The organism is Pseudomonas sp. BF-B-15 (assembly GCF_019946675.1).
Taxonomy (GTDB): Bacteria; Pseudomonadota; Gammaproteobacteria; order Pseudomonadales; family Pseudomonadaceae; genus Aquipseudomonas; species Aquipseudomonas migulae.
The window spans coordinates 79,211-91,686 of the sequence record NZ_JAGYFZ010000002.1 but is presented as its reverse complement, the minus strand read 5'-3'; the positions used below and the strand labels follow the sequence as shown (position 1 = coordinate 91,686).

Sequence of the window (12,476 nt, the reverse complement as noted above, 5' to 3'; positions counted from 1 at the left end):
ACGCTTGTGTTTCAGAGCGGTGTACCAAGCAGCACATTGGAGGGGGAAAATTGCACCCGCAGCGCTTTGCCGGTGGCCAGACCGTGGGTTCGCAAGTGCAGCGGTTCGGCCAGCGCGCACAGCGTCTGGCCATTGGGCAGGCCGATGCGCACTTCACTCGGGCCGTCTTCGGCGTCGAGGATTTCCTCAAGGGTGCCGGTCAGGCAATTGTGTCCGGGCGTTGCCTCGTCATCGATACCCAGCAGGTCGAGCCAACCGGCCTTGATCAGGGCGACGACTTCGGTGCCGATTTGCAGCTCCAGGCGCAGGGTGCTGTCGTGAGTGATCTGCGCCACGAGGATCAAGCCTTCAGCCAGTTCCAGGCGGATCAGGTCGTTGCGTCCCTGAGCTTCGATTTCCACGACCTTGCCGTGCAATTGATTGCGCGCGCTGGTTCTGAGCATCAGACGGCCGAGCAGGTTGAGGTCGCTGGCGTCTTCGGCCGCTTCCAACACCTGCGCCTGCAACGTTTGCAGCTTTTGATAGAGGCGCAATACGCGTTCGCCTTCGCTGGACAGCTTGGCGCCACCGCCACCCTTGCCGCCGACGCTGCGCTCCACCAGCGGTTTCTGCGCGAGGTTGTTCAGCTCGTCGATGGCATCCCATGCAGCTTTGTAGCTCAGGCCCGCGCTTTTCGCGGCGCGAGTGATCGAGCCCTGTTCGGCGATGTGTTGCAGCAAGGCGATGCGCTGCGGGCGACGGACAATGTGCTGGGACAACAACGTAGGCAAGGACATGGCGAGACGCTTTGGCGGGTGATGATGGTGAGGACGTTGGCGGCTTGGGGCGCGGGAGTCAAGTCAGCCACGATTCCTGTGGGAGCGAGCCTGCTCGCGATGGCGGTGTATCAGTCACATCAATGTTGACTGTAATGCCCTCATCGCGAGCAGGCTCGCTCCCACAGATTTTGTGTCCTTGAATCAAATCTCGTTGCCGGGTTTTGGGGTACGGGCCAGGCAGTAGACGTCGACTCGCGCGGCACCGGCGTCCATTAACAGACGAGCCAATGCCTGGGCCGTGGCGCCGGTGGTCAGTACGTCGTCAACCAGCGCCAGGTGACGGCCCTTGATCAGCGCTCCGGGCATCAGTGCGAAAGCGTTACGCAGGTTCTTCCTGCGCGCATCGGCCTTCAGCTCCTGTTGCGCGCTGGTGTCCTGAATCCGTTTGAGTAGCTGTTCGTCACAGGGGATATCCAGGCTGGCGCTCAACCAGCGGGCCAGCATCGCGGCCTGGTTGAAACCCCGTTGGCGCAGACGTTTAGCGGCGAGCGGAACGGGGACCAACGCATCTGGCCGTTCCAGCGCTTCATCGAAGTGATGTTGCAGGGATTGAGCAAGAAGTTCGGCGAGCAGGCGACCAAACGGCCACTTCGCGCTGTGCTTGAATCGGGTGATCAGGCTGTCGACCGGAAAACCATAGGTCCACGGGGCAATGACTTGCTCGAAGGGCGGCGGTTGCTGCAAGCACGGGCCGCACGTCAGGCCCGCCGCAGGTAATGGCAGGGCGCAGGTCTGGCAGTGATCGCCGAGCCAGGGCAGCTCGGTTTCGCAGGCCATGCAGATCGGCGTGGCTTCTTCGGCCGTCTCGTCGCAGAGCAAACAGGTTTGGTTGTTTTTTAACCAGATGTAAACCGGTCCTTCGTATCGTGGTTGACAGCGCATCGCTCTTCCTTAAATATGCCGAACATCCGTGTCGCGTCTGTGGGTATTCCGTCCCCCGACCGCTTGCCCAGCATAAAACAAAGGAAACGCCCATGAGCGCCAGCACCTCTGCAACCCTGCGTCATGACTGGTCTTTGGCCGAAGTCAAAGCACTCTTCGTTCAGCCATTCAATGACCTGCTGTTTCAGGCGCAGACCGTGCACCGCGCGCATTTCGACGCCAACCGCGTCCAGGTTTCCACGCTGCTCTCGATCAAGACCGGCGCCTGCCCGGAAGATTGCAAATATTGTCCGCAGTCCGGTCACTACAACACCGGCCTGGAAAAAGAAAAACTGATGGAAGTGCAGAAGGTCCTCGAAGAGGCCGCTCGCGCCAAAGCCATCGGTTCGACGCGTTTCTGCATGGGCGCGGCGTGGAAACACCCGTCGGCCAAAGACATGCCCTACGTGCTGAAGATGGTCGAAGGCGTGAAGGCCATGGGCCTGGAAACCTGCATGACCCTCGGTCGTCTGGACCAGGAGCAGACCGAAGCGCTGGCCAAGGCCGGCCTCGATTACTACAACCACAACCTCGACACTTCTCCGGATTTCTACACCAGCATCATCACCACCCGAACCTACAGCGAGCGCCTGCAAACCCTGGCCTACGTGCGTGATTCGGGGATGAAGATCTGCTCCGGCGGCATCCTCGGCATGGGCGAGTCCCTCGATGACCGCGCCAACCTGCTGATCCAGTTGGCCAACCTGCCGGAGCATCCGGAATCGGTGCCGATCAACATGCTGGTGAAAGTCGCCGGTACGCCGCTGGAAAATGCCGAAGACATCGACCCGTTCGACTTCATCCGCATGCTCGCCGTGGCGCGCATCCTGATGCCGAAGTCCCACGTGCGCCTGTCCGCCGGCCGTGAAGCGATGAACGAGCAGATGCAGGCCCTGGCGTTCTTTGCCGGCGCGAACTCGATTTTCTACGGCGACAAATTGCTGACCACCGCCAACCCGCAGGCCGACAAGGACATGCAACTGTTCTCGCGCCTCGGCATCCTGCCGGAAGCGCGCGAAGAGCACGCCGACGAGGTGCATCAGGCCGCCATCGAGCAGGCGCTGGTGGAGCAGAAGAGCAGCGAGCAGTTCTACAACGCCGCCGTCTAACCAACGCGAAACCCTGTAGGAGCGAGGCTTGCCCGCGAAAGAGTCACTGTGGTCGCTCAGTCAGGCCTCGGCGTTCCCTTCGCGTGCAAGCCTCGCTCCTACAGGTTATGTATGTTTTCCTTACTTGCGAGGCCTGCATGTCTTTCGATCTCGCCGCACGCCTTGCTGCCCGTCGTGCCGAAAATCTCTATCGCCAACGCCCTTTGCTCGAAAGCCCCCAGGGCCCGGAAGTGGTGGTCGATGGCCAGCCGTTGCTGGCGTTCTGTAACAACGATTACCTGGGCCTGGCCAATCATCCGCAAGTGATCGAGGCCTGGCGCGCCGGGGCTTCTCGATGGGGCGTCGGCGGCGGCGCTTCGCATTTGGTCATCGGCCACAGCACGCCACATCACGAGCTGGAAGAAGCGCTGGCTGACTTGACCGGCCGCCCGCGCGCGTTGCTGTTCACCACCGGCTACATGGCCAACCTCGGTGCGGTCACCGCGTTGGTCGGGCAGGGCGATACGGTGCTCGAAGACCGCCTCAATCACGCCTCGTTGCTCGATGCCGGTTTGTTGTCCGGCGCGCGTTTCAATCGTTATCTGCACAACGATGCAGCGAGCCTGGCCAATCGTCTAGAGAAAGCCACCGGCAATACGCTGGTGGTCACCGACGGTGTGTTCAGCATGGATGGCGATATCGCCGACCTGCCAGCGCTGGCCCGAGAAGCCAAGGCCAAAGGTGCGTGGCTGATGGTCGATGACGCGCACGGTTTTGGTCCGCTGGGTGCCAATGGCGGCGGGATCGTCGAGCATTTCGGCCTGAGCCAGGAAGACGTGCCCGTGCTGGTCGGCACCCTCGGCAAGGCGTTCGGGACGGCGGGCGCGTTCGTCGCCGGCAGCGAAGAGCTGATCGAGAGTCTGATCCAGTTCGCCCGTCCCTACATTTACACCACCAGCCAACCGCCGGCCCTGGCCTGCGCGACGCTGAAAAGCCTGGAGTTGCTGCGCAGCGAACACTGGCGGCGTGAACATCTGAAAACGCTGATCCGTCAGTTCCGCCACGGCGCCGAGCAGATCGGCCTGGAGTTGATGGACAGCTTCACGCCCATTCAACCGATCATGATCGGCGACGCCGGGCGCGCGGTGCGACTATCGCAGATGCTGCGCGAACGCGGCTTGATGGTCACGGCGATCCGTCCGCCGACCGTGCCCGCCGGCAGTGCCCGGCTGCGGGTAACCCTGACCGCCGCGCACAGCGAGGCGCAGGTGCAGCTATTGTTAAATGGACTGGCCGATTGTTTTCAACAACTGGGACCGGAGCCAAGCCATGCGTAATCGCCTGATTCTGCTGCCCGGCTGGGGCCTCGGGATTTCTCCGCTGGAACCCTTGGCGGCTGCGTTGCAGGGGCTGGACGAACACCTGCGCGTTGAGATCGAGCCGTTGCCGGATTTGGAATCCAGCGACCTTGAAGAATGGCTCGACGAACTCGACTCGGCCGTACCTCAGGATGCCTGGCTTGGCGGCTGGTCGCTCGGCGGCATGCTTGCCTCCGAGTTGGCGGCGCGACGCGGTGATCGTTGCTGCGGCTTGCTGACCCTGGCGAGCAATCCTTCTTTTGTTGCCCATGAACAGTGGCCGAGCGCGATGCCCGGCGAGACGTTTGATGCGTTTCTGGCAGGCTGCAATGCCGATCCGCGCATGACCTTGAAACGCTTTTCGCTGCTGTGCGCGCAAGGCGCCGAAGACCCGCGCGGGCTGTCGAGGCTGCTGCTCGGTGGTGCGCCAAACGCCTCTGCTGCGGTGTTGATGAGCGGCCTGGAGTTGCTGGCACAACTGGATACCCGCCAGGCGTTGCAGGCCTTTCGCGGTCCGCAGTTGCACCTGTTCGCCGGCCTTGACGGACTGGTTCCGGCCGAAGCGGCGGGGGACTTGCTGGCGTTGCTGCCGGATGTCGAAATCGGTCTGATTGAACAGGCCAGCCACGCGTTTCTTCTGGAAGACCCTCACGGTGTGGCGGGGGCGATCCAGGCCTTTTTGCATGAGTCCGGTGATGACTGATTTATCCCTTCCCAGCCTGCCCGGCGGCCTGCCGGACAAACGCCAGGTGGCGGCGTCCTTTTCCCGCGCGGCGGCCAGCTACGACAGCGTGGCCGAATTGCAGCGTGACGTCGGCAGCCAGTTGTTGAGCCGTTTGCCGGAAGATTTCGTACCTGGTCGCTGGCTGGATCTGGGCTGTGGCACCGGGCATTTCAGTCGTGTGCTGGGTGAGCGTTTTCCTGGCGGTCACGGCGTGGCGCTGGACATCGCCGAAGGCATGCTCAATCACGCGCGCCCATTGGGCGGGGCAACGCACTTCATCGCCGGGGATGCAGAGCGGTTGCCATTGCAGGATTCGACTTGTGATTTGATTTTCTCCAGCCTGGCGGTGCAGTGGTGCGCAGACTTCGCGTCGGTGCTCAGTGAAGCCCATCGCGTGCTGAAACCCGGTGGAATGTTTGCGTTTGCTAGTCTGTGCGTGGGCACACTGTTTGAGCTGCGAGACAGTTGGCGTCAGGTGGATGGCATGGTGCACGTCAACCGCTTCCGCGAGTTCGGGGTTTATCAACACCTGTGTGCGGCCAGCGGTTTGAAGGTCGCGAGTTTGCAAACCCGTCCTCACGTGCTGCATTACCCGGATGTGCGCAGCCTGACCCATGAACTCAAGGCGCTGGGCGCGCACAATCTGAACCCCGGTCGGCCGGGTGGTTTGACCGGCAGGGCGCGGATCCTCGGCCTGGTCGAGGCGTATGAGCAGTTTCGTCAGGCCCAAGGCCTGCCGGCGACTTATCAAGTGGTGTACGCCGTTTTGGAGAAACCCTTATGAGCGCAGCGTATTTCATCACCGGGACTGACACCGATGTCGGCAAGACCACCGTGGCTGCGGGTTTGCTGCATGCTGCGCGGTTGGCCGGCCTGAGTACGGCGGCGGGAAAACCGGTGGCCTCCGGTTGCGACGTGACGCCCAAGGGCTTACGCAACGCCGATGCGTTGGCGCTGCTAGCGGAATGTTCAGTGCCGCTGACTTATGCACAGGTCAATCCGGTGGCCTTCGAACCGGCCATCGCTCCGCATCTGGCGGCGCGCGAGGCCGGCGTCGCGTTGACGGTGCAATCGTTGCTGACGCCAATGCAGCAGATTCTGGAGATGCAGGCAGATTTCACCCTGATCGAAGGCGCTGGTGGTTGGCGCGTGCCGCTGGCGGATCAGGACAACCTGTCGGATCTGGCCATGGCGCTGGGTTTGCCGGTGATTCTGGTGGTCGGCGTACGGCTGGGCTGCATCAACCATGCGCTGCTGACGGCCGAGGCGATTGCCCGTGACGGTTTGCAATTGGCGGGTTGGGTGGCCAACATCATCGATGCCAAGACCGCGCGCCTTGAAGAAAACCTGGCCACGTTGGCCGAGCGGATCCCGGCGCCGTGCCTGGGGCGCGTGCCGAAACTCAAGGTGGTGACGGCAGAGGCGGTGGCGGAACACCTTCAGCTGGATTTGCTGGACTGAGGTTTCAAGCACTGGTTTTACCTATGACAAGGCACTGTGCCATTAGTGTTTTTGTCGGGCCTTTTGCAGGCGGGTCTGGTTCAATGGCCGCTGTTGATCCTTTGTAGGACGAGTTCTCCCATGGAAATCTCAGGAAGTACCGCTTTTTATGCTGGTCTGAGCACTATTCAGACGGGGCAGAACCGCGTCGATCAAGCCTCCGGCCAGATCGCCAACAATTCGGTCGAGCGTTCGGTGACCAGCCAGTCCTCCGATGCTCAGGTCAATCGCCTGCGCTCGGTTGATCGCAGCCAGCAGTCGGACCTCGCCAGCAACATGGTCGAGATGGCTCAGGGCAAGTTTCAGGTCGAGGCCGGTGTCAAAGTTGCCAAAGCTTCCGATGAAATGCTCGGTACGCTGATCGACACATTCGCTTGATCATCTGCTGAAACCGCTCTGCCAACGCCGCGACCCTTCGCGGCGTTTTTGTGTGTAAGTCCTTCTCTCCCAACTAAACTTTTCTGCAGGACGTGTTGCTCAGTCAACGGCGTTGCGTTGTCGCGTGTGCAGCTTTGCGCGGGGAGTGAAGACGAACGGCAAAAGATCGGCGCTTGACAAGATTTGGGCGTAAACGTATGTTTCAAACAACTGTTTGACCGTCACAACAAATCAACGCGGTCGTTCATTCCCGGTTACATCAGCAGAGGTTTATCGCTATGCCTGACTACAAGGCCCCCTTGCGTGATATTCGCTTCGTTCGTGACGAACTGCTCGGCTACGAAGCGCACTATCAGAGCCTTCCGGCTTGCTCGGACGCAACTCCGGACATGGTTGACGCCATTCTCGAAGAAGGCGCCAAGTTTTGTGAGCAGGTACTGGCTCCGCTGAACCGCGTGGGTGACACCGAAGGCTGCACCTGGAGCGAGTCCGGCGTTAAAACCCCGACCGGTTTCAAAGAAGCCTACAAGCAATTCGTTGAAGGCGGCTGGCCAAGCCTGGCCCACGACGTAGAGCACGGCGGCCAGGGCCTGCCGGAGTCTCTGGGTCTGGCAGTCAGCGAAATGGTTGGCGAAGCCAACTGGTCGTGGGGCATGTACCCGGGCCTGTCACACGGCGCGATGAACACCATTTCCGAGCACGGCACGCCTGAGCAGCAACACGCCTACCTGACCAAACTGGTCTCCGGCGAATGGACCGGCACCATGTGCCTGACCGAACCGCACTGCGGCACCGACCTGGGCATGCTGCGCACCAAGGCCGAACCTCAGGCCGACGGTTCCTACAAAGTCTCCGGCACCAAGATCTTCATCTCGGCCGGTGAACACGACATGGCCGACAACATCGTCCACATCGTGCTGGCTCGCCTGCCGGATGCACCGGCTGGCACCAAAGGCATCTCGCTGTTCATCGTTCCGAAATTCATGCCGAACGAAGACGGTTCGATCGGTGCGCGTAACGCCGTGTCCTGTGGTTCCCTGGAACACAAGATGGGCATCCACGGCAACGCCACCTGCGTGATGAACTTCGACGCGGCCACCGGTTTCCTGATCGGCCCGGCGAACAAAGGCCTGAACTGCATGTTCACCTTTATGAACACCGCACGTCTGGGCACCGCGCTGCAAGGCCTGGCCCACGCCGAAATCGGTTTCCAGGGCGGCCTGAAATACGCTCGCGATCGTCTGCAAATGCGCTCCCTGACTGGCCCGAAAGCGCCGGAAAAAGCCGCCGACCCGATCATCGTGCACCCTGACGTTCGTCGCATGCTGTTGACCATGAAAGCGTTCGCCGAAGGCAACCGCGCAATGGTTTACTTCACCGCCAAGCAAGTCGACATCGTCAAGTACGGCGTGGACGAAGAAGAGAAGAAGAAAGCCGACGCACTGCTGGCGTTCATGACGCCAATCGCCAAAGCCTTCATGACCGAAGTCGGTTTCGAATCCGCCAACCACGGCGTGCAAATCTACGGCGGCCACGGCTTCATCGCCGAGTGGGGCATGGAGCAGAACGTTCGCGACAGCCGCATTTCGATGCTGTACGAAGGCACCACCGGCATCCAGGCACTCGACCTGCTGGGCCGCAAAGTGTTGATGACTCAAGGCGAGGCCCTGAAAGGCTTCACCAAGATCGTCCACAAGTTCTGCCAGACCAACGAAGGCAACGAAGCCGTTCAGGAATTCGTCGCACCGCTGGCTGCAATCAACAAAGAATGGGGCGAGCTGACCATGAAGGTCGGTATGGCAGCCATGAAAGATCGCGAAGAAGTCGGCGCGGCCTCCGTGGACTACCTGATGTACTCCGGTTACGCCTGCCTGGCCTACTTCTGGGCTGACATGGCACGCCTGGCGGCCGAGAAACTGGCAGCCGGCACCACCGAAACGGCGTTCTACACCGCCAAGCTGCAGACTGCGCGCTTCTACTTCCAGCGCATCCTGCCGCGTACCCGCACTCACGTTGCAACCATGCTGTCGGGCGCCAACAACCTGATGGACATGAAAGAAGAAGACTTCGCACTGGGCTACTAAGCCTTAACGCAGCCTTCTGAAAAAACCGCTGCTCCTTCGGGAGTGGCGGTTTTTTTTCACCTCGACTTTGGTGAAAAAAACCATGGTCGGGGCAGTTCTCCCGTCTTTTATGACGACCTTTGATGGGGGAATCGTGCATTGCTGGTTGGCTGGATAGTAGTCAGTAATGCGGCGTCAAAAAAACCTTAGCAAATCACTCAGAAAATCAGGGGCACTGCCGTTAAAGTGGTGGGCACAATGCCATCTATAGACATGACGGGTCGGAGCTTTACCCTTGCCGCGTTCTTCCGCTGTACGTTTCAGTCATTTCCTACCGTCACTTCTGCTTTTGCTTGCGGGGCTGGCGGCTGCGTACGTCAAGGACCTGAACGTCTTCTTCACTTCGCTGTTCAACGTGCTGCCTACGTTGGTGCTGTTGCTCGGCGGCGCTTATTGCGCGGTTTACCGACGTCAGCGTGAACTGTTTCTGATGGTCACGGTGTACATCGCCTACTACCTGCTCGACACCCAGACCGACTATTACCGCGACAACGGCAGAGTGCGTGAAGACGCCGCCGTGGTCTTTCACCTGTGCTGTCTGTTGCTGCCGCTGATGTTTGGCATATTCGCCGCGTGGCAGGAACGCACCCATCTGTTCCAGGACATGATTGCGCGTTTCGCAGTGTTGCTGGCCGTCGGCAGCGTGGCGTTGGGCCTGGAGCAAAGTTACCCACAGGCGCTGTTGATGTGGCTGTCGGAAATCCGCTGGCCAGCCCTGCATGGCGCGTGGATGAGCCTGATTCAGCTGTCCTACCCCGTGTTTATCGCCTCGTTCCTGCTGCTGAGCTGGCAATACTGGCGCAACCCCAGGCCTTTGCACGCCGCCCAACTGGTGGGTTTGCTCGGGTTGTTCTGGGCGTTGCCGAAGACGTTCATCCTGCCGTTCACCCTGAACATCATGTGCAGCCAGGTGATGTTGATGATTGCTGCGGCGGTTGCCCATGAAGCCTATCAAATGGCCTTCCGCGATGAGCTCACCGGTTTGCCTGGCCGCCGCGCGTTGAACGAACGCATGCAGCGCCTGGGGCGCAATTACGTGCTGGCGATGAGCGACGTCGACCACTTCAAGAAATTCAACGACACCCACGGCCACGACGTCGGCGATCAGGTGCTGCGGCTGGTAGCCAGCAAACTGTCGAAAATCGGCGGCGGCGGCAGGGCGTATCGCTACGGTGGTGAGGAATTTGCGCTGGTGTTCGCGGGCAAGACGCTTGAAGAGTGCATGCCGCACCTGGAAGTCATCCGCGAATCCATCGCCACCTACAACATTCAACTGCGTAACCAGGACAACCGTCCTCAGGATGACCAGCAAGGTCGTCAGCGTCGTGCCGGATCAGGGGCTTCGAGTGTGTCGGTCACCGTCAGCATCGGCGTCGCCGAACGCGTGGAACAACGCAACCCGGAAAAAGTGCTCAAGTCTGCCGATGAGGCGCTCTACGCCGCCAAAGGCGCCGGGCGAAACTGCGTGGTGGCTTACGGTCAGAACCGTCGTGGTGCGGTGCGCGAGGCGGCTGCGGGTTGAGTGATGATGGCGCATTCAGCGTCTGGACTGTGATTGTGAGGCGTGGTCGGCGGCAGTAGGTTTGATCAATCTGCTGCCGGAGAAATGACCATGCCCGAGTACAAAGCTCCCCTGCGCGACATGCGCTTTCTGATCGACCACGTCTTCGACTTTCACAGCAACTACGCCGCACTGGGCGCCACGGATGCCAGTCCGGACATGGTCAATGCGATCCTCGAAGAAGGCGCGAAGTTCTGCGAGAACGTGCTCGCACCGCTCAATCGCAGCGGCGACGAAGAGGGCTGCCATTTCGACAACGGCGTGGTGACAACGCCTACAGGCTTCAAGCAAGCCTTCGCACAATACGTCGAAGGTGGCTGGCATGGTCTGGCGGCCGATCCCGCTTATGGCGGCCAGGGCTTGCCGAGTTCCCTGGGGCTGGTCATCAGCGAGATGGTCGGGTCCAGCAACACTTCCTGGGGCATGTACCCGGGCCTGACGCACGGCGCGATGTCGGCGATCCACGCCCATGGCACCGAAGAGCAGAGAAAGACCTACCTGAGCAAACTCACCGCGGGCCAATGGACCGGCACCATGTGCCTGACCGAAGCCCATTGCGGCACAGACCTGGGCATCATCAAGACCCGCGCCGTGCCAGCAGCCGATGGCAGTTACGCGATCTCCGGCAGCAAGATTTTCATCTCTGCCGGCGAACACGACATGAGCGACAACATCATTCACCTGGTGCTGGCGAAACTGCCGGATGCACCTGCGGGCACCAAGGGCATTTCGCTGTTCATCGTGCCTAAATTCCTACCCGATGCCGAAGGTGAGGCGGGTGCGCGCAACGGCGTTTCCTGCGGCTCGATCGAACACAAAATGGGTATCAAGGCCTCGGCCACCTGCGTGCTGAACTTCGACGAAGCCAAAGGCTTTCTGATCGGTGAGCCGAACAAGGGCCTGAACTGCATGTTCACCATGATGAACCATGCTCGTCTCGGCACCGGGATGCAGGGTTTGTGTCTGGGGGAGGCGAGTTTTCAGGGCGCGATCAAGTACGCCAATGATCGTTTGCAGATGCGTTCGCTGACCGGCCCGAAAGCACCGGATAAAGTCGCCGACCCGATCATCGTTCATCCCGACGTACGCCGGATGTTGCTGACCATGAAGGCCTTCAACGAAGGCAATCGCGCGCTGACCTACTTCACCGCGCAACTTCTGGATGCCGCGCACCTGAGCCCGGATGAAACCGCGCGGCAGGACGCTGAAGACCTGTTGGCGTTCCTGACGCCGATCTGCAAGGCCTTCATGACCGACACCGGGCTGGAAGTGACCAACCACGGCATGCAGGTGTTCGGCGGCCACGGCTTCATTCGTGAGTGGGGCATGGAGCAGTTGGTTCGCGATTGCCGGATCGCACCGATCTACGAAGGCACCAACGGCATTCAGGCGCTGGATTTGCTCGGGCGCAAGGTGCTCGGCAGCCAGGGCAAACTGCTGCGCGGCTTCACCAAAATCGTTCACAAGTTCTGCGCGGCGAACGCCGATCACCCGCAACTCGCCAGCTACGTGGCGCAACTCAACGGGTTGAATCAGCAGTGGGGCGAACTGACCACTCAGGTGGGCATGGCCGCGATGAAAAATCCGGACGAAGTGGGCGCCGCGTCGGTGGATTACCTGATGTTCAGCGGTTACATCATCCTCGGTTACTTGTGGCTGCGCATGGCGCTGGTGGCTCAGGCGCAATTGGATGCGGGCAGCGGCGATGCCGATTTCTGCCGGGGCAAACTGGCGACCAACGAGTTTTACTTCAAGCGATTGCTGCCACGCACCGCCGCTCATCGCGCGGCCATCGAAGCGGGTAGCGATTGCTTGATGCAACTGCCAGCGGAGTTGTTCTCGGTGTAACGGTTGCGTTTGAAAAGCTTCGCGGGCAAGTCGGATCGCCGCATCGCTCGCTCCTACAGGTCCTTCGTTGTGCACGCATGGTGTGCACGACATAAAACCTGTAGGAGCGAGCGATGCGGCGATCCGACTTGCCCGCGAAGGCGCTCTGGCAGACACA

General features: G+C 60.7%; 11 protein-coding genes. 9 read left to right on the top strand and 2 right to left on the bottom strand.

Translation table 11 applies throughout. The features are described from left to right. Positions 1-11: 11 nt before the first annotated feature. Positions 12-776, bottom strand: a complete 765-nt coding sequence (locus KGA97_RS01440) for a TOBE domain-containing protein (RefSeq protein WP_223480091.1) — start codon at positions 774-776, stop codon at positions 12-14. A gap of 183 nt (positions 777-959) precedes the next feature. Further along, positions 960-1,700 (bottom strand): ComF family protein, encoded by a 741-nt coding sequence (locus KGA97_RS01435; RefSeq protein ID WP_223480090.1) that lies wholly within the window; start codon positions 1,698-1,700, stop codon positions 960-962. 92 nt (positions 1,701-1,792) lie between these two features. Between KGA97_RS01435 and bioB the strand changes: the two genes are divergently transcribed. From bioB to KGA97_RS01390, 9 genes are all read left to right on the top strand, one after another. Beyond that, positions 1,793-2,848, top strand: a complete 1,056-nt coding sequence (gene bioB, locus KGA97_RS01430) for a biotin synthase BioB (protein WP_008024223.1) — start codon at positions 1,793-1,795, stop codon at positions 2,846-2,848. A gap of 137 nt (positions 2,849-2,985) precedes the next feature. After that, positions 2,986-4,164 (top strand): 8-amino-7-oxononanoate synthase, encoded by a 1,179-nt coding sequence (gene bioF / locus KGA97_RS01425; protein WP_192416798.1) that lies wholly within the window; start codon positions 2,986-2,988, stop codon positions 4,162-4,164. Continuing rightward, positions 4,157-4,888 carry an alpha/beta fold hydrolase gene (locus KGA97_RS01420; RefSeq protein ID WP_008035901.1) on the top strand — a complete coding sequence of 244 codons (732 nt, stop codon included), beginning with the start codon at positions 4,157-4,159 and terminating at the stop codon, positions 4,886-4,888. Before bioF ends, KGA97_RS01420 begins: the two co-directional genes overlap by 8 nt. Then, a complete protein-coding gene (gene bioC / locus KGA97_RS01415) occupies positions 4,881-5,693 on the top strand; it encodes a malonyl-ACP O-methyltransferase BioC (RefSeq protein ID WP_223413648.1) in 813 nt (270 codons plus the stop codon). The genes KGA97_RS01420 and bioC overlap by 8 nt, the downstream gene beginning before the upstream one ends. Further along, positions 5,690-6,370, top strand: coding sequence for a dethiobiotin synthase (gene bioD / locus KGA97_RS01410; RefSeq protein WP_192227617.1), 681 nt, complete (start codon positions 5,690-5,692; stop codon positions 6,368-6,370). The genes bioC and bioD overlap by 4 nt, the downstream gene beginning before the upstream one ends. Positions 6,371-6,490: 120 nt before the next feature. After that, positions 6,491-6,787, top strand: a complete 297-nt coding sequence (locus KGA97_RS01405; RefSeq protein WP_008024213.1) for a hypothetical protein — start codon at positions 6,491-6,493, stop codon at positions 6,785-6,787. Positions 6,788-7,065: 278 nt separating this feature from the next. Continuing rightward, positions 7,066-8,871: a phenylacyl-CoA dehydrogenase gene (locus KGA97_RS01400; RefSeq protein WP_008024212.1), complete on the top strand. Its 1,806-nt coding sequence runs from the start codon at positions 7,066-7,068 to the stop codon at positions 8,869-8,871. A gap of 274 nt (positions 8,872-9,145) precedes the next feature. After that, positions 9,146-10,432, top strand: coding sequence for a GGDEF domain-containing protein (locus KGA97_RS01395; RefSeq protein WP_008035909.1), 1,287 nt, complete (start codon positions 9,146-9,148; stop codon positions 10,430-10,432). Positions 10,433-10,522: 90 nt separating this feature from the next. Continuing rightward, a complete protein-coding gene (locus tag KGA97_RS01390) occupies positions 10,523-12,319 on the top strand; it encodes an acyl-CoA dehydrogenase C-terminal domain-containing protein (RefSeq protein ID WP_223480089.1) in 1,797 nt (598 codons plus the stop codon). Positions 12,320-12,476: the final 157 nt, after the last annotated feature.